At 73.5% G+C, this 16609-nt stretch carries 14 protein-coding genes and 1 pseudogene; 6 read left to right on the forward strand and 9 right to left on the reverse strand.

Annotation, left to right across the window (positions count from 1 at the left end; genetic code table 11):
- The first annotated feature begins 147 nt into the window (after positions 1–147).
- From OIM89_RS22995 to OIM89_RS23005, 3 genes are all read left to right on the forward strand, one after another.
- Positions 148–1848, forward strand: coding sequence for a carbohydrate-binding module family 20 domain-containing protein (locus tag OIM89_RS22995; protein ID WP_030699699.1), 1701 nt, complete (start codon positions 148–150; stop codon positions 1846–1848).
- Between the two features lie 110 nt (positions 1849–1958).
- Positions 1959–4634, forward strand: coding sequence for an alpha-1,6-glucosidase domain-containing protein (locus OIM89_RS23000; RefSeq protein WP_264491592.1), 2676 nt, complete (start codon positions 1959–1961; stop codon positions 4632–4634).
- Positions 4635–4708: 74 nt separating this feature from the next.
- A complete protein-coding gene (locus tag OIM89_RS23005) occupies positions 4709–4900 on the forward strand; it encodes a GNAT family N-acetyltransferase (RefSeq protein WP_238469712.1) in 192 nt (63 codons plus the stop codon).
- Between the two features lie 4 nt (positions 4901–4904).
- On the opposite strand, the gene OIM89_RS23010 is transcribed toward OIM89_RS23005, so the two are convergent.
- From OIM89_RS23010 to OIM89_RS23020, 3 genes are all read right to left on the reverse strand, one after another.
- Positions 4905–5657, reverse strand: a complete 753-nt coding sequence (locus OIM89_RS23010; RefSeq protein ID WP_107070019.1) for a TetR/AcrR family transcriptional regulator — start codon at positions 5655–5657, stop codon at positions 4905–4907.
- Between the two features lie 184 nt (positions 5658–5841).
- Complete coding sequence (locus tag OIM89_RS23015; RefSeq protein WP_264491593.1) at positions 5842–6924, reverse strand: PDR/VanB family oxidoreductase; 1083 nt, start codon at positions 6922–6924, stop codon at positions 5842–5844.
- Positions 6924–7850 (reverse strand): metal-dependent hydrolase, encoded by a 927-nt coding sequence (locus OIM89_RS23020; RefSeq protein ID WP_030699703.1) that lies wholly within the window; start codon positions 7848–7850, stop codon positions 6924–6926. The genes OIM89_RS23015 and OIM89_RS23020 overlap by 1 nt, the downstream gene beginning before the upstream one ends.
- A gap of 139 nt (positions 7851–7989) precedes the next feature.
- On the opposite strand from OIM89_RS23020, the gene OIM89_RS23025 reads away from it, so the two are divergent.
- Positions 7990–8475, forward strand: a complete 486-nt coding sequence (locus OIM89_RS23025; RefSeq protein ID WP_264491594.1) for a GNAT family N-acetyltransferase — start codon at positions 7990–7992, stop codon at positions 8473–8475.
- A gap of 54 nt (positions 8476–8529) precedes the next feature.
- Positions 8530–8916, forward strand: a complete 387-nt coding sequence (locus tag OIM89_RS30070) for an IS5 family transposase (protein ID WP_413747420.1) — start codon at positions 8530–8532, stop codon at positions 8914–8916.
- A 98-nt stretch (positions 8917–9014) separates the two neighbouring features.
- Here the strand turns inward: OIM89_RS30070 and OIM89_RS23030 are convergent.
- Positions 9015–9227, reverse strand: a pseudogene (locus OIM89_RS23030) (helix-turn-helix domain-containing protein); the annotation flags it as partial.
- A 250-nt stretch (positions 9228–9477) separates the two neighbouring features.
- Here OIM89_RS23030 and OIM89_RS23035 point away from each other — a divergent pair.
- On the forward strand, positions 9478–9876 hold the full coding sequence (locus OIM89_RS23035) for a hypothetical protein (RefSeq protein ID WP_175458425.1): 399 nt from the start codon (positions 9478–9480) through the stop codon (positions 9874–9876).
- 408 nt (positions 9877–10284) lie between these two features.
- Here the strand turns inward: OIM89_RS23035 and OIM89_RS23040 are convergent, their stop codons facing one another.
- The 5 genes from OIM89_RS23040 to OIM89_RS23060 form a co-directional block, all read right to left on the reverse strand.
- Positions 10285–11295: an NAD-dependent epimerase/dehydratase family protein gene (locus OIM89_RS23040; protein WP_030699706.1), complete on the reverse strand. Its 1011-nt coding sequence runs from the start codon at positions 11293–11295 to the stop codon at positions 10285–10287.
- Positions 11296–11356: 61 nt separating this feature from the next.
- Positions 11357–11992: a winged helix-turn-helix domain-containing protein gene (locus OIM89_RS23045; protein ID WP_030699707.1), complete on the reverse strand. Its 636-nt coding sequence runs from the start codon at positions 11990–11992 to the stop codon at positions 11357–11359.
- Between the two features lie 396 nt (positions 11993–12388).
- Complete coding sequence (gene glnII, locus OIM89_RS23050; RefSeq protein ID WP_030699708.1) at positions 12389–13408, reverse strand: glutamine synthetase; 1020 nt, start codon at positions 13406–13408, stop codon at positions 12389–12391.
- A gap of 142 nt (positions 13409–13550) precedes the next feature.
- Positions 13551–14267, reverse strand: a complete 717-nt coding sequence (locus OIM89_RS23055) for a DUF4333 domain-containing protein (protein ID WP_238469708.1) — start codon at positions 14265–14267, stop codon at positions 13551–13553.
- Between the two features lie 109 nt (positions 14268–14376).
- Positions 14377–16599, reverse strand: a complete 2223-nt coding sequence (locus OIM89_RS23060; protein WP_264491595.1) for a hypothetical protein — start codon at positions 16597–16599, stop codon at positions 14377–14379.
- Positions 16600–16609: the final 10 nt, after the last annotated feature.

Genomic DNA, 16609 nt, shown 5'->3' on the forward strand with positions numbered 1-16609 from the left:
CAACCCCTTTGATGTCCGTGGTGTTTCGGGTTCGTGTCCAAAGGGTTGACCGCGGGTACCACTCGCTCTACGGTCTGCTTCGCGACGCTCCTTGCAGTTTTGCTGCAAGAGAATTCAGCCCTCCGCCCCCCGATCAGGAGGCACCACATGGCCCGCAGACTCGCCACCGCGTCCCTAGCCGTGCTGGCGGCAGCCGCCACCGCCCTCACCGCCCCCACCCCCGCCGCTGCCGCCCCGCCCGGGGCGAAGGACGTCACCGCCGTCCTCTTCGAGTGGAAGTTCGCCTCCGTAGCCCGCGCCTGCACCGACAGCCTCGGCCCGGCCGGCTACGGCTACGTCCAGGTCTCCCCGCCCCAGGAGCACATCCAGGGCGCCCAGTGGTGGACCTCCTACCAGCCCGTCAGCTACAAGATCGCCGGACGGCTCGGCGACCGGGCCGCCTTCAAGTCCATGGTCGACACCTGCCACGCGGCCGGCGTCAAAGTCGTCGCCGACTCGGTCATCAACCACATGGCCGCGGGCTCCGGCACCGGCACCGGCGGCACCGCGTACCAGAAGTACGACTACCCGGGCATCTGGTCCGGCGCCGACATGGACGACTGCCGCAGCGAGATCAACGACTACGGCAACCGCGCCAACGTCCAGAACTGCGAACTGGTCGGCCTCGCCGACCTCGACACCGGTGAGCCGTACGTCCGCGACCGCATCGCCGCCTACCTCAACGACCTGCTCTCGCTCGGCGTCGACGGCTTCCGCATCGACGCCGCCAAGCACATGCCCGCCGCCGACCTCGCCGCCATCAAGGCCAAGGTCGGCAACGGGAGCACGTACTGGAAGCAGGAGGCCATCCACGGCGCGGGCGAGGCCGTCCAGCCCAGCGAGTATCTCGGCACGGGCGACGTCCAGGAGTTCCGCTACGCCCGCGACCTCAAGCGGGTCTTCCAGAACGAGAACCTCGCCCACCTGAAGAACTTCGGCGAGGACTGGGGCTACATGGCGAGCGGCAAGTCCGCCGTCTTCGTCGACAACCACGACACCGAGCGCGGCGGCGACACCCTCAACTACAAGAACGGCTCCGCCTACACCCTCGCCGGCGTCTTCATGCTGGCCTGGCCCTACGGCTCCCCGGACGTCCACTCCGGCTACGAGTTCACCGACCACGACGCCGGTCCGCCGGACGGCGGCACCGTCAACTCCTGCTACAGCGACGGCTGGAAGTGCCAGCACGCCTGGCCCGAGCTCTCCTCCATGGTCGGCCTGCGCAACACCGCCTCCGGGCAGCCTGTCACCCACTGGTGGGACAACGGCGGCGACCAGATCGCCTTCGGCCGCGGCGACAAGGCGTACGTCGCCATCAACCACGAGGGCTCCGCGCTGAACCGCACCTTCCAGAGCGGCCTGCCCGGCGGGGCCTACTGCGACGTCCAGAGCCGCAAGCCGGTCACCGTCGCCTCCGACGGCACCTTCACCGCCACCGTCGCCCCCGGCACCGCCCTGGCCCTGCACACCGGCGCCCGTACCTGCTCCGGCGGGGGCACCGGCCCCGGCACCGGGCAGACCTCCGCCTCCTTCCACGTCAACGCCTCCACCGCCTGGGGCGAGAACATCTACGTCACCGGTGACCAGGCCGCCCTCGGCAACTGGGACCCGGCCCGCGCCCTCAAGCTCGACCCGGCCGCCTACCCGGTGTGGAAGCTCGACGTGCCGCTGCCCGCCGGAACCTCCTTCCAGTACAAGTACCTGCGCAAGGACGCCGCAGGGAAGGCCGTCTGGGAGTCCGGCGCCAACCGCACGGCGACCGTCGGCTCCACCGGCGCCCTCACTCTCCACGACACCTGGCGCGGCTGACCCCGCCCCCTTCGGCCCGGCGCCCGCCTCCCCGCGGACGCCGGGCCGCTGCCGCACCCGCCCCGCGAACCCCGCCCGGCGGCCCCCGCCCTCGAAGGAGACCCGTCCCCGTGCGACGGACCACCATCCTCGCGGTGAGTCTCGGCCTGTGCGCCGCCCTCACCGCCACCCTCCCGGCCACTGCCGACACCCCCGACGCCCCGGCTCCGCGGGCCGCCGCCGCCGAGGACACCGCCGAGGCCGTCTGGCTCGACGCCCGCACCGTCGCCTGGCCGCGCGCCGCGAAGACCACGAGCGCCCGCCTCCTCGCCCCGGCCCAGGAGGCCGAGCGGCAGGAGGCGGCGGAGATGCGCCCCGGCTCCGGCACGCGCGCACTGCGGCTCGCCCCGGGCAAGCTCACCCCCGCCCAGCTCAAGAAGTTCCCGCACCTCGCCGCGTACGACGCCTGGCGCGTCGACCCCCGCGACCGGCGCTTCGCCGCCGAGGCGCTGCGCGGCCGGCTCGTCGCCCAGCAACTGGCTTCCGACGGCACCGTCACCGCCGCCACCGCCGTGCAGACCGCCGGCGTCCTCGACGACCTGTACGCCGACGCCGCCCAGCGCCGCGCGCTCGGCGCCACCTTCGACCGCACCGGCCGCCCCACCCTCTCCGTCTGGGCCCCGACCGCCCGCCGCGTCGCCCTCGACCTCGACGGACGCACCGTCCCGATGCGCCGAGACGCCGCCTCCGGCGTCTGGACGGTCACCGGCGAACGCGGCTGGAAGGACCGGGAGTACGCCTACGACGTCACCGTCTACGCCCCCGAGGCCGGCCGCACCGTCACCAACACCGTGACCGACCCCTACGCCGTCGCGCTCACCACCGACTCCCGCCGCAGCCTCGTCACCGACCTGGACGACCCGGAGCTCGCCCCGCCCGGCTGGAAGAACCTCCGCAAGCCGAAGGCCGTCCCGCTGCGCGACGCCCAGATCCAGGAACTCCACGTCCGCGACTTCTCCGCCTCCGACCCGACCAACGCCCACCCCGGCACCTACCGCGCCTTCACCGACCGCGACAGCGACGGCGCCCGCCACCTGCGCCGCCTCGCCGACGCCGGCACCACCCACGTCCACCTCCTCCCCGTCTTCGACATCGCCACCATCCCGGAGAAGGACGCGAAGACCCCCGACTGCGACCTGCCCGCGCTCCCCGCCGACTCCCCGCGCCAGCAGGAGTGCGTCACCGCGAGCGCCGCCGGGGACGCCTACAACTGGGGGTACGACCCGCTGCACTACACCGTGCCCGAGGGCTCGTACGCCACCGACCCCGAAGGGCCCGGTCGCACCCGCGAGTTCCGCGAGATGGTCGGCTCCCTCAACCGGGACGGGCTCGGCGTCGTCATGGACGTCGTCTACAACCACACCGCCGCCTCCGGCCAGGCCGACACCTCCGTCCTCGACCGGATCGTCCCCGGCTACTACCAGCGCCTGCTGGCCGACGGCTCCGTCGCGAACTCCACCTGCTGCGCGGGCACCGCCCCCGAGAACGCCATGATGGGCCGCCTCGTCGTCGACTCCGTCGTCACCTGGGCCAAGCAGTACAAGGTCGACGGCTTCCGCTTCGACCTCATGGGCCACCACCCCAAGGCCAACATGGTCGCCGTCCGCAAGGCCCTCGACGCGCTCACCCCGGCCCGCGACGGCGTCGACGGCAAGCGGATCATCCTCTACGGCGAGGGGTGGACCTTCGGCGAGGTCGCCGACGACGCCCGCTTCGTCCAGGCCGGCCAGGCCAACATGGCCGGCACCGGCATCGCCACCTTCTCCGACCGGGCCCGCGACGCGGTCCGCGGCGGCGGCCCCTTCGACGAGGACCCCGGCGTCCAGGGCTTCGCCTCCGGCCTGTACACCGACCCCAACGACTCGCCCGCCAACGGCACCCGCGCCGAACAGCGCGCCCGGCTCCTGCACTACCAGGACCTGATCAAGGTCGGCCTCACCGGCAACCTCGCGGACTACCGGCTCACCGACTCCACCGGCCGCCGCACCACCGGCGCCGGGGTCGACTACAACGGCGCCCCCGCCGGCTACGCCGAACGCCCCGGCGACGCCCTCGCCTACGCCGACGCCCACGACAACGAGACCCTCTTCGACGCCCTCGCCTTCAAACTGCCCGCCGGCACCCCGGCCGCCGACCGGGCCCGCATGCAGATCCTGGCGATGGCCACCGCCACCCTCTCCCAGGGCCCCGCCCTCTCCCAGGCCGGCACCGACCGGCTCCGCTCCAAGTCCCTGGACCGCAACTCCTACGACAGCGGCGACTGGTTCAACGCCCTGCACTGGGACTGCCGCCAGGGCAACGGCTTCGGCCGGGGTCTGCCGCCCGCCGCCGACAACCAGGACAAGTGGGAGTACGCCAAGCCGCTGCTCACCACCGTCTCCGTCGGCTGCGCCGAGATCGAGGCGAGCGCCGCCGCCCACCGCGACCTGCTCACCCTGCGCGCCACCGAACCCTCCTTCTCCCTGCGCACCACCGCCGAGGTCCAGCGCGCCCTGAGCTTCCCGCTCTCCGGCCCCGACGAGACCCCGGGCGTCCTCACCATGCGCCTCGCCGACCTGGTCGTCGTCCTCAACGCCACCCCCGACACCCAGGACCAGCGCCTGACCTCGGCCGCCGGCACCCGCTACGCCCTCCACCCCGTCCAGGCCCGGGGCGCGGACCCGGTCGTCAAGGACTCCGCCTACGACCGCCGCACCGGCACCTTCACCGTCCCGGCCCGCACCGTCGCGGTCTTCCGCGCGGGCTGAGCCCCAGCGGCCAGGGAGCGCCCGCGAGATCCCGCGCGGGCGCTCCCGCCCACCAGGCGCAGTGCACGTACGTCGTGCCGGAGGAGCGGGGCCGTGGGCTGGGCGGGGTGCTGATCGACGCGGTGCTGGAGCGGGCGGCGGGGCTCGGGGCCGAGCGGGTCACCGTGCACTCCAGCGAGCGTGCCGTACCCGCCTGCGCGCGGCGGGGCTTCGCCGGCTCCCCGTACCTGCTCCAGGTGGACCTTCGGCAGGGCCGCGCGAGGTGAGCCCTCACTCCGCCGGGGCCGGAGCCTGCGCCGGTACCTCGGCCTCGGCCGGGAGGAGGGTGAGCAGGCGTACCGCGAGGTCGGTGAACGGGCCGTCCGGGGGTTCCTGGGCGAGGATGCGGCGGACCACCCCGGCGATCTCCTCGTCGTAGGCGCCGGCCACCGCCACCAGGGCGCCGAAGTCGTGCACCAGCTGGAGTTCCAGCGCGGCCCGTTCGGTCCTGCGGCCGTCGAGCCAGAGCAGCGCCGTCGACTCCGCCAGCGAGACCCAGGACCGCACCACCAGCTCCAGCCGGGGCGGCACCGCGACCAGGTCCAGGTGGGAGACGATCTGCTCGTACGCCGCCTGCCGCACGGAGTCGATCAGCGCCGTGGCCGCCGAGGAGGAGCCGGGGTCGCCGCTGACCGACTGGGCGGGGCCGCCGCGCATCAACGCCGAGAAACCGGGGCCGTGTTCGTCCACGAAGTCGAAGAACCGGCCCATCACGCGCTGAAGCCGGGCCCCCAGCGGGCCTTCGCGCGGCTCGTCGAAGCGCTGGGCCAGGTCTTCGGCGGCCCGGCGCAGCGCCGCCTCGTACAGGCTCGTCTTGCCCGGGAAGTAGTGGTAGACGAGGGGGCGCGAGATGCCGGCGGCCGCGGCTATCTCGTCGATGGAGACCTCGTCGGGGGAGCGGTTGCTGAACAGCTCCAGCGCAACACCGATGAGCTGCTGCCGCCGCTCCTCGACACCCATTCTGCGGCGCGTCCCGGTCGTCATACCGAACAGACTACCGACCTGCGGGAGTCGGGGGTGCCCCTGTGCTCCCGGTGAGAACGGCGAGTGCCGTAGGCGAGGGCGCCACCGCCTGTTCGGCGAGCTGGGCATCACCGACGACGCCGACACCCACCGCCGCGTCCGCGCCGTCCTCACCTACCTGAACCAGGGGTGTGGCCGGGCGCGTTCAGAGATCCAGCACGATCCGCCCGCCCCGGGAGCGGGAGACGCAGAGCAGCATCGCCTCGTCCCGCTCGCCGTCGGTCAGCAGCTCGTCGCGGTGGTCGACCTCGCCGGAGACCACCCGCTGCCGGCAGGTCCCGCAGAATCCCTGCGTGCAGGAGTACGGGGTGTCCGGCAGCTCCTCGCGTACCGCCTCCAGGGCCGTGCGGTCGGCCGGGACGGTCACCGTCCGGCCGGTGCGGCGCAGTTCGACCTCGAAGGGGAGGTCGCCGCGGGCGGCCGAGGGGCGGCCTGCCGGGCCGCCCGCGAAGCGTTCGGTGCGCAGGACGCAGCCCTCGGGCAGGGCCGCCTCGACCGCCGCCATCAGCCCCTCGGGGCCGCAGCAGTAGACGGTGGTGCCCTCAGGGGTGCCGGCCAGTGCCGCCGCCAGGTCGGGCCGGCCGCTCTCGTCCTCGGCGGCCAGGGTGACCCGCTCGGGGCCGCCCAGCCTCTCCAGCTCGTCGGCGAAGGGCATCGAGGCCCGGGTCCGGCCGCCGTAGAGAAGCTTCCAGTCGGCGCCGGCCGCCTGGGCCGCCCGCACCATCGGCAGCAGCGGGGTGATGCCGATGCCGCCGGCGACGAAGAGGTAGGCGGGGGCCGGGGTGAGCCGGAAGCGGTTGCGCGGTCCGCGGACCGTCACCTCCGTGCCCTCGCGCAGCTCCCGGTGGAGCTCCAGCGAACCGCCCCGGCCGCCCTCGGCCAGCTCGATCACCCGGGTCGCCACGGTGTACGCCGACCGGTCGGCCGGGTCGCCGCAGAGCGAGTACTGCCGGACCGTGCCGGAGGGGAGCACCAGGTCGAGGTGGGCGCCCGGCTCCCAGGCCGGCAGCTCGCCCGTACCCTCCAGCCGCAGCCGCACCACCCCGTCGGCCGGGGTGTCGCGCCGCACGACGCGCAGGATCGCCGCCCGGCTGCGCGGCCGCCCCGACACCGGCTCCTCCAGGGCGGGCAGCGGCCACAGCGGCGAGCGGCGGATACGGGTCCGCAGCGCGCGCCGCACCAGGACGGCGGCGCCGGCCGCGAGGACGACGGTACGCAGACGGGCCATCAGCGGGCGTCCTTCGGGGCGTCGGGTGCGGTGGCGGCCTCGGCGGCGAGCGCGGCCGGGGAGGAGGCCAGGTAGGCGACGGCCTGTGCCGTGCTGCCCTCCTGCGAGGGGTGGTAGTCGCGCCGCAGATAGGTCGGCACGGACTTGAGGATCGCCGGGGTGCTCGGCAGCATCCCGGCCCGGCCCTTGCGGTAGAACTCCGTGAAGCTGCCCTTGCCCTCCAGCAGCGTCGGGTCGTTCTCCAGGAAGAAGCGCACCCCGCGCTGCCAGAGGAAGAGCAGCGCGCCGAACGCGGTGGCCCAGGTGCGGGCCCGGCGCCGGTAGCCGCCGTCGACGTGCTGGAAGAGGTCGAAGGCGACCGAGCGGTGCTCGACCTCCTCGGCGCCGTGCCAGCGCAGCAGGTCGAGCATGGTCGGGTCGGCCCCCACCGCGTCCAGCCGCTCGGCGTTGAGCACCCAGTCGCCGAGGAAGGCGGTGTAGTGCTCGATGGCGGCGATCAGCGCCACCCGCTCCATCAGCCACCAGCGGCGCGCCCGACCGGGCGGCAGCGTCCGGTCGCCGAGCATCTTCTCGAACAGCCAGTCCACCTGCGCGGTGTACGGCGTCGGGTCGAGCCCCTGTTCCCGCAGGTGCGGCAGCACCTCGTCGTGGGCCTGCGCGTGCATCGCCTCCTGGCCGATGAAGCCGATGACGTCCTCGCGCAGCTTCTCGTCCCGGATGTACGGCAGGACCTGCTGGTAGACGTGGACGAACCAGCGCTCACCGGCGGGCAGCAGCAGGTGCAGCACGTTGATGGTGTGCGTGGTGAACGGATCGCCGGGCACCCAGTGCAGCGGTGTTTCCTCCCAGGCGAAGGAGACCTTCCGCGCGGTGAGCGGGGTGTGCTCCGAGGCGACCGGCCCCACGCCCTTCGTCGTATTAGGCATGGCGTCAATGTACGTTCGGGCACATCCACTGCCCAGCCCCCTGCACCGCCTTTCTGCACCGGCCAACTCCCCGCTCCCGCACGGCGACCAGGCGAAAAGCGGCTGCGCCCGCCCCCGCCGTGTGCGACAGTCCTCCGCCGTGGACACCGACACCGACACCAGCGACGTCCGCACCGGCGGACCGGCCGTACTCCTGCGCCGCGCCCTGCCCGCCGACGCCCCCGCCCTCGCCGAGGTCTGGCTGCGCTCCTTCGCCGCCGCCCTGCCGACGGTCCGCCGGGCCCACGGGGACGAGGCGGTACGCGACTGGTTCGCCCACCTCGTCACCGGGTGCGAGACCTGGGGCGCCTTCGACGGGGAGCGCGCCGTCGGCCTCCTGGTGCTCGACGGCGACGAGCTGGAGCAGCTCTACCTCGCCCCCGACCGGCGCGGCCAGGGCCTCGGTGACCGCCTCGTCACCCTCGCCAAGGAACGCCGCCCCGCCGGGCTCGTCCTGTGGACCTTCCAGGTCAACACCCCCGCCCACCGCTTCTACGAACGCCACGGCTTCACCGAGACCGAGCGCACCGACGGCACCCGCAACGAGGAACGCGAGCCGGACGTGCGGTACGTCTGGACGCCCTGACCCGCCCTGGGCCGTTTCGTTCGGATCAGGTCGGTCGTTGGTCCGGGTGGGCCGTTGACTGATGCGCAGTGGGCGCGGATCGAGCCGTTGCTCCCGGATCGGACGCCGAAGCGGGGTGGCCGCTGGCGTGACCATCATGAGGTGGTCGACGCGATTGCCTACAAGTTCCGGACCGGTACGCGGTGGGTGCACCTTCCGGAGAGGTACGGCAACTGGCGGGGTGTCTACAACCGGCTGCGGATGTGGGCGGTCGACGGTACCTGGGAGCGGGTTTTCACCGCGCTGGTGGCCCAGGCAGATGCGGACGGGGATCTCGGCCGGGCCGTCTCGGTCGACTCCACGATCGTGCGGGCCCGTCAGCACGCGGCCGGGGCCCGTAAGAAGGTTCGCCGGCCGGCGAACCCGGTGACCACGCCATCGGCCGTTTCCGCGGCGGACTGACCACGAAGATCCACCTCGCCGCCGATGCCCGCTGCCGGCCCCTCGCGTTCGTCCTCACCGCCGGACAGGCCGGTGACGCACCTGCCTTCCCCGAGGTCGCTCTGCCGGTCTTCGCGCGGTTGGCCGCCGATCCCCGTGAGGGTGACGATGCGGCCGTCGCGTGCGAAGAGGGGCGCGCCCACGCGAGCTTCGGGCTTCTTCAGGACCTGGCCGATGCGGCCGGTCGTGACGTGCAGCCGCTCCGCGGTACGCCTGAAGTGAAGCTCTTCGGCGAGCACGAGGAAGGCTTCGAGCCCGAGCCGTTCCGGCAGGCGTCTCCCTTGTCGAGGCGGGGTGGCCGATGGGCGGTACGGAGGGTTTCCGGGCTCTCGGCAGTGTCTTCACCTGGCGCGTTGCCTAAACAAGCGTTTAGCGATCTCGTCTTGTTCGCCTCTTCCCCCCTCGGCAGGATGTGCGAGGCGAGGACAACCGGGGCAGCGCGCCGAACCAACGCGCCACCACCGAGAGCTCGCGACCGTCGGCGGGTTTCCCGAATCACTCTTTCCGTAAGGTGAATTGCTTATGCGTACATTCGGCAGAGTCAGAACGACCGGCATTCTCGCCGGAGCTGTCGCGCTGCTGCTGGGCGGGCCCTCGCAGGTGCACGCCGCGGAGGGCCAGGTCATCCAGTTCATGCGTGGAGGAACCGGTTACTGGGCCCCCGACCCGTGGAACGGGGATCCGGGTGACGCGATCAGGGCGTGCGACAACACCACCGACGGAAAGGGCGTCGAGGTGACGCTGGACATCCATCGCGACGGATCGATCGACCGCGTGGCGACCACACGCGGATACAACGCCGGCTACTGCTCGCCGTGGAAGACCGGCAACCTGAAGGAAGGCACCCTCGTACGCGTCAAGTTCATGGTCGTCAAGGGTGGCACCGTCTACGAGTCCCACTCGTACGACGGCGTCGCGTGAACCGGGACTGCCCGTCCGACCACGAGACCAGACACCTGCGGACGCAACGCACGGCACCCGGGCACTCAGCGTGCCCGCGAGACTGACCCGCGAGGGTCCGCCCGGCACACAGCAGCCACGGTGGAGTTCACCATCGCCGGACGCCCAGCAACGGCCTGTGAGCAAGCGAGGTGCGCGGGGCCCGGAACGGGGGCCGGGGCCCGCACACCTGATGCTGCCGGCGCCCTCAATGTGCCTCCTGGGGGGTGCCTCCATGCCCTTCGTCAAGCGAGTCGGGGGCTTCTCGGCTCGTAGAAGGTTCCGTCGCGGAGCATGGCGAACGGGACGCTGATGCCGGGCGTCTAGGCCGTTTCGTTCGGATCATCGGGCGGACCAGAGGAAGATGCCCGGTGATCCGAACGAAACGGCCTAGCCCCGCCCCAGCAGCGCCGCCTCCTTCTCCTCGGGCAGCCCCACCACCGGCCGGTCGGGGCGCTGCGGTGCCACCCGGCCGGGCAGGGTGGTGAGCCACGCCCAGGTGTCCCGTACCGTCTCGGCCGCCGGGCGGCACCGCAACCCGGCCGCCAGGGCCTTCGAGACGTCGCTGCCGTGCAGGGCCGCGTGGTCCGGGGTGTCCGGCGGAATCCACACCGGCAGCTCCCGCCACGGTTCGGCACCCGCCGCCAGCACTGCTTCCGGGGTGAGCCAGCGCAGTTCGGCGGTGGAGCCGGTCACCGTCACGCAGGTGTCGAGGAGTTCGCCCATGGTGGTGAAGCCGGGCGGGCTCACCAGGTCGTACGCCCCGTGGAGGCCGGACCGCCCGGCCGCGAGCAGCCAGGCGGCGAGGTCGCGGGCGTCGATGTACTGGAGGGGCAGGTCGCGGGGGCCCGGCGCCGGTACCTCGCCGCCCCGGGCGATGCGGCTGAGCCACCACGGCAGGCGGCCGATGTTCTCCCACGGGCCGAGGATCAGCCCGGCCCGCGCCCACAGCGTGCGCTCCTCGCCGAAGGCGCGGGACGCCGCGAGTTCGCCGCCCCGCTTGTCCTCGGCGTAGCCTCGCGCCGCCGCGTCCGGGTCGCCCGCGACGACCGGCGCGCTCTCGTCGGCGCCGCGTGCCACCGGCGGCCCGTACACCGAGCGGCTGGAGACGTACGCGTACCGCCCGGCGTACGCGGCGAGCAGCGCGGCGCTGTCCCGGACCACCGAGGGCGCCCCCGACCAGGTGTCCACCACCAGGTCCCAGCCGGGCCCCTCGGCGGCGGCCCGGGCCAGCGCGTCGAGCCCGCCCGGCGCCGTCCGGTCCCCGAGCAGGGCCCGGGCCCCCTCGGGCGCCGGATGACGGCCCCGGTGGAGGAGGTCCACCTCCCAGCCCCCGGCCCGCGCCGCCTCGACGACCGCGCGCCCCACGAACTCCGTACCGCCCAGCACCAGAAGTCTCATGGGGCCACTCTGCGCCACGGTGGGTCCGGCGCGGGCCGGGTTCTGCTACGGGAAGATCCGGTTAGTCGCGGGCGGTGGACGGGGTGTACTTGTAGCCGACCCGGCGCACCGTCTGGATGGAGCGGCGGTACTCGGCGCCCAGCTTGCGGCGGAGCCGGGCGATGTGGACGTCCACGGTCCGCCCGTCGCCGACGTGCCCGTACCCCCAGACGGTGGTGACGAGCTGGTCGCGGGTGTGCACCCGGTGCGGGTGGCGGACCAGGTGGGCCAGGAGCTCGAACTCCAGGTAGGTCAGCTCCAGCGGGCGGCCGTCCACGAAGGCGGTGCGCCGCTGGGGGTCGACCCGCACCGGATGCCCCTCGCCCTCCGGGGCCGCCTCCTCGGCGGGCGCGGCCGGGGCGGGCTCGGGGACGGGCGGGGCGGTGGCGGGCGCGGCGAGCGGCGCCTCGCCGGCCGGGACCAGCACCAGGTAGCCGATCATCGGCGGGCGGCCCGGCAGCGAGGGGAGGGTGTGCGGGGGAGCGGGCAGCCAGGTGGCGCCGGGCGGCAGCAGCGCGGCGACCCCGGCCGGCGGCACGGTCTCGTCGCGGTCGACGGCGCGCAGGCGGTGGCGGGCGAGCGGCGGGCGCCCCTCGGCCCCGCCGGCGGGGGTGAGGATGGGAGCGGTGGACGCGGTGAACGTACGGGTGTTCGCCATGGTGGGGTCAGCTCTTTCGCGCGGAGGGGAGATCGGGACCGTCGCGGCGGGAGCCGTCCGGGAGGACGGGCCGGGGCCTGACGGGATGTCCGTGCGCGGGCCGAAGACCGGGTGAGCGGTGTTCAGAGGGCCTGCGCGGTCACGCGCGGCAACACACCCGGTCGAAGTCGTGGTGCTGACGGGACGGCCAGAACGGTTCGAGGTCGCATCGCCCCGTGGTGGTGTACTGGTAGCCGGCCATGGAGCCATTGAAGCACGGGCCCGCTCCGCGCAGCAGCCTTCCTGGACACCTTGTCCACTCCTTGATACGCCGACCGTCCGGGCCGCCGAACGCCGCCGGGGACGCCCGCCGTTCGGCGGACGCCCCCGGACGGGCGGTCGTGGCGCGGGCCGGGCTCAGACCTGGCCGGCCTTCTCCAGCGCGGTGCAGCAGGTGTCCACGATGAGGCGGGTCACCACGTACGGGTCGACGTTGGCGTTGGGGCGGCGGTCCTCGATGTACCCCTTCTGGTCCTGCTCGACCTGCCACGGGATGCGGACCGAGGCGCCGCGGTCGGAGACGCCGTAGCTGTACTCGTTCCACGGGGCGGTCTCGTGCAGGCCGGTGAGGCGGTCGTCGATGCCGGCGCCGTAGTGCTTGACGTGGTCCATCGGCTTCGAGCCCTCGCCGAGCGACTCGCAGGCGGTGATGATCGCCTCGTACCCCTCGCGCATCGCCTTGGTGGAGAAGTTGGTGTGCGCGCCGGCGCCGTTCCAGTCGCCCTTGACCGGCTTCGGGTCGAGGGTCGCGGAGATGCCGAACTCCTCGGCCGTGCGGTAGAGCAGCCAGCGGGCCACCCACATCTGGTCGGAGACCTCCAGCGGCGAGAGCGGGCCGACCTGGAACTCCCACTGGCCGGGCATGACCTCGGCGTTGATGCCGGAGATGCCGAGACCGGCGGCGAGGCAGTGGTCGAGGTGCTTCTCGACGATCTCGCGGCCGAAGATCTCGTCGGCTCCGACACCGCAGTAGTAGCCGCCCTGCGCGGCCGGGAAGCCGCCCTCGGGGAATCCGAGCGGGCGCTGCCCGTCGAAGAAGGTGTACTCCTGCTCGATGCCGAAGACGGGCTCCTGGCCCGCGAACTGCTCGGCGACCGGGCGCAGCAGGGCGCGGGTGTTCGACTCGTGCGGGGTCATGTCGATGTGGAAGACCTCGCAGAGCACGAGGATGTCGTCGCCACCGCGGATCGGGTCCGGACACTGGAAGACCGGCTTCAGCACGCGGTCCGAGGCGTGGCCCTCGGCCTGGTTGGTGCTGGAGCCGTCGAAGCCCCAGATGCCCGGCTCGGCACCGTCCGCGAGGATCTTGGTCTTGGACCGCAGCTTGGCGGTCGGCTCGGTGCCGTCGATCCAGATGTACTCAGCCTTGAAGGTCACGAACGCCATCCTTTGCGGGTGCTGCGGGGTATAGCGGGCAGCTTGCCAACGCCCGATGTCGCGTCCGTTGCCCGAGTGTGAATCCCGTGTTACCCGCGCCGGCTCCTCCGGCCGCCGGCTACGGCCGGAGGAGCCGCCCGCCTCAGCTCGCCGGCCGGAAGCCCGGACCGTACCCGCCGATCCGCACCTCGTACGTGGCGTAGCCGCCCTTGCCCTGGTTCCCGTGCTCGTTCCACACCTGACACCGGTGCCCGGTGTCGGTGTCGAGCTCCACCGCCTCGGCCGCCGGCAACGCGTCGCAGGCGAGCTTCGACGCCTCCGGATAGGCCGACTCAGGCCCCCCGAACCGCTGCCAGAACTCCTCGTAGACCGCCTCCGCGACCAGCAGCCCCTTCCCGGCCTTGGTGTTGTACATGGTCAGGAAACCGCCCTCCTTGTACGAGTCGCTGATCTTCACCTCGTAGGGGATCGTGGCGCCCTCGTACGTCGCCTCGCAGGACGAGACGGCCCCCGCCTTCAGCGTGACACCGTCCGGGCACGTCGCCGAGGTCTTCCCCGGCACCTTCGCGGTGCCGAGGACCGTCTCGCGCAGCTTGTGCTCGACCTGCTCGGCGAAGGGCGCCCCGTTCTCCGGCTTCGGCGTGACCTTCAGTTCCTCCGCGCCCCGTTCGAGCACCTTCCCCCGGGACCCGTCGAGGGCGACCGGCAGCACCTTCTGCCCGGCCGCCGGCGACTCCTGTCCCGCCCCCTTCGCCGGTGCGCCCTCCGCCGCGCCCGCCGAGTCCGAGTCCGAGGAGCCGCAGCCGGCCAGGAGAACACCGACGGCGGCCAGTCCGATGAGCTTCTTCGTGTAAAGCATGGGCAAAGAGTAGGAGGGCGGCGGGGCGCCAAGGGCCGGGTCCCGGTGGGCAATTCGGGGTGGAGCGGGGCGAGGCGGGTGGGACCGGGGGCGGGCTGTGGCGTCTTCGTTACGAAGGGTGGGACGCCGGTGGGCCCGGGCGGAAGAGGTACGTGTGGATGCCCCGGTCGGAATCGGCGTGGACGAGGAAGCCGTCGGGGGCGGGGGTGAGGGAGCAGGCGGTGAAGCGGGAGGGGGTGCGGAGGCGGGTCAGGAGGGTCAGGCCGGGCAGGGTGAGGATCTCGACCAGGCCCTCGGAGGTGACCACGCAGCACCAGGTGCCGTCGGGGGAGACGGCGAGGTCGGCGGGGTCGAGGACGCGGCGGGTCGCCAGGGCGGTGCCGGTGGTGAGGTCGTGCAGGGCGAGGGTGTCCGACCAGCCCACCAGGAGGCGGTCCGCGTCCGGGAGGGCGGCGGCGCAGGTGGCCCGCTCGTAGGCGTTCGGGCGCCCCGTCCTGGCCGGTGTCCTGAGCGTGCGGGTGCGGCCCTCGCGGTACAGGACGCCCACCACCGTGTCGCCGAAGTGCCTCTCGACGAGCGACACGGTGCGGCGCCGCACCGAGGCGACCCAGGAGCCGTCCGGCGCCACGGCCAGGAGTGCCGCGTCCGACGGACGCACCTCGGCCCGCCCGCCGAAGACCACGTCACCGGTGGCCGTCTCCCGTACCTCCACGACGTCGTCGTACGCCAGGGCGAACAGGGTGCCGTCGTCGGTCCAGCTGACGCTGCCGAAGACGGAACCGAACTCCACGAGGGGTACGGCCGCCTCGGCGCCGGGGTGGACGAGACCCACCTGGGCGACCGGCCGCTGCCAGTGGAGCGGCAGGTCCTCGACGGCCAGCGGGGTCGCGACTCCGAAGTCCCGGTCCCGTCCGGCGGACCTCGCCCCGGGCACCCAGCGGTCGCAACGCCACGGCGCCCAGACCACCAGGACCGTTCCGCCGGCCAGCTCGACCGCGTGGACCCTGGTCAGCTCGCGCGGGGCCACCTCGCCGTGCTCCTGCCCGGGGTCGGAGACGGCCACCCCGCTCCGCACGCTGCGGGCCATCCGGCCGCCGCCGTCGACCGCGGCCAGCACGGTCTGTCCCTCGCCGTTGTGGAACGCGGCGGGAGCGTCGTCCGCCCGGATCTCCCGCCAGCCGTGGCCGGCGGAGGCCAGGCGGGCGTAGAGCGCGGTCCCGTCCGGGGAGACCGCCAGGCTGTCGGCCGAGGGGTCGCAGGGCCGGTCGTCTTCCTCCCCGGTCAGCAGGTCGCGGAGGCGGGCTTCGCCCCCGACGGCGTAGGCGAGGAAGTCCCCCGCGGCCCCGGAGAGGCGCACGTCCTCCACGCCGAGAACCGTCGGCGTTCCGTCCTCCTCCGTCGTCCGCCAGTCGTGGAGCACCAGGTCGCGGCCGACATGGACCACGGTGACGGCTCCGCCCGAGGAGACCGCCAGGCAGCGCACCCACCCCTCGGCCCGTGCCGCTCGGCGGGGTGCCCGGTCCGGGGCGCCGGCGCCCTCGACGGGGCACACCGCCACTTCGTCCTCGAAGCAGCAGGCGACCCATTCCCCGTCCGGCGAGACCGCCACCGAGATCAGGCCGTCGTCGGGACACGTCGCCACGCGCTCGTTCTCCGTCGCCACCTCCCACACCAGGGCCCGGCCACGGCGGACGTGGACGAACCAGCGCCCGTCCGCGCTGAGGGCGTAGTTCCTGCCGATCTGGTCCGATTCTTCCTGGAGGGTGTACAGCGACACGAACTCCCGCTCCCACAACACCCTCCCGGACTCCACGTCCCGTTGCCGGACGTACCGGCCGTCCACGGTCGTGACGGTCCGGCCGTCCGGCGAGAGGCCGATCTCCATGGCCGGGCCCTCGGTGGGCAGCACCCGGACGACCGACGAGCCCAACAGGTCGGGCGGTGAGCCGTGGTTGACGAGGACCGGGCCCGGGAGCCGGGCGGCCCGCTCCTCGGCCTGTTCCGCCCAGTGCCGCTGCCCGCCCAGCCGGCTGTACAGCACGGCCGCGCGCCCGGCCCAGCCGTCCTCGGGCGCCATCAGATGGCCCACCGCCGACAGTTCGCTCGCCCGCCGCGCCGCCGCCACCGTCGGCACCAGCCGCGCGTCGTTGAACGGCGCGCTCGCGTCCCCGTGCCGCAGCCGCAGCTCCACCCAGCGCAGATCGCCGACCAGAGCCTCCGCCTCGTCCGTCAGGCCGGCCTCGACCAGATGCCGTACCAGGTGGTCATGCAGGTACCCCTGGGGCAGCTCCCACCAGGGCGTCGGAGCCGGGGCGGGCCGGACCCCGGCCACCAGATCGGCG

The organism is Streptomyces sp. BI87, assembly GCF_025957665.1.
In the GTDB taxonomy this organism is placed as follows: Bacteria; Actinomycetota; Actinomycetes; order Streptomycetales; family Streptomycetaceae; genus Streptomyces; species Streptomyces albidoflavus.

Coding starts and splice junctions, on each gene's coding strand:
- OIM89_RS23055 (WP_238469708.1), bottom strand. CDS start 14,267: ATGCTTTACACGAAGAAGCTCATCGGACTGGCCGCCGTCGGTGTTCTC.
- OIM89_RS23010 (WP_107070019.1), bottom strand. CDS start 5,657: ATGACGACCGGGACGCGCCGCAGAATGGGTGTCGAGGAGCGGCGGCAG.
- OIM89_RS23040 (WP_030699706.1), bottom strand. CDS start 11,295: ATGAGACTTCTGGTGCTGGGCGGTACGGAGTTCGTGGGGCGCGCGGTC.
- OIM89_RS23035 (WP_175458425.1), top strand. CDS start 9,478: ATGCGTACATTCGGCAGAGTCAGAACGACCGGCATTCTCGCCGGAGCT.
- OIM89_RS23020 (WP_030699703.1), bottom strand. CDS start 7,850: ATGCCTAATACGACGAAGGGCGTGGGGCCGGTCGCCTCGGAGCACACC.
- OIM89_RS23045 (WP_030699707.1), bottom strand. CDS start 11,992: ATGGCGAACACCCGTACGTTCACCGCGTCCACCGCTCCCATCCTCACC.
- OIM89_RS22995 (WP_030699699.1), top strand. CDS start 148: ATGGCCCGCAGACTCGCCACCGCGTCCCTAGCCGTGCTGGCGGCAGCC.
- OIM89_RS23015 (WP_264491593.1), bottom strand. CDS start 6,924: ATGGCCCGTCTGCGTACCGTCGTCCTCGCGGCCGGCGCCGCCGTCCTG.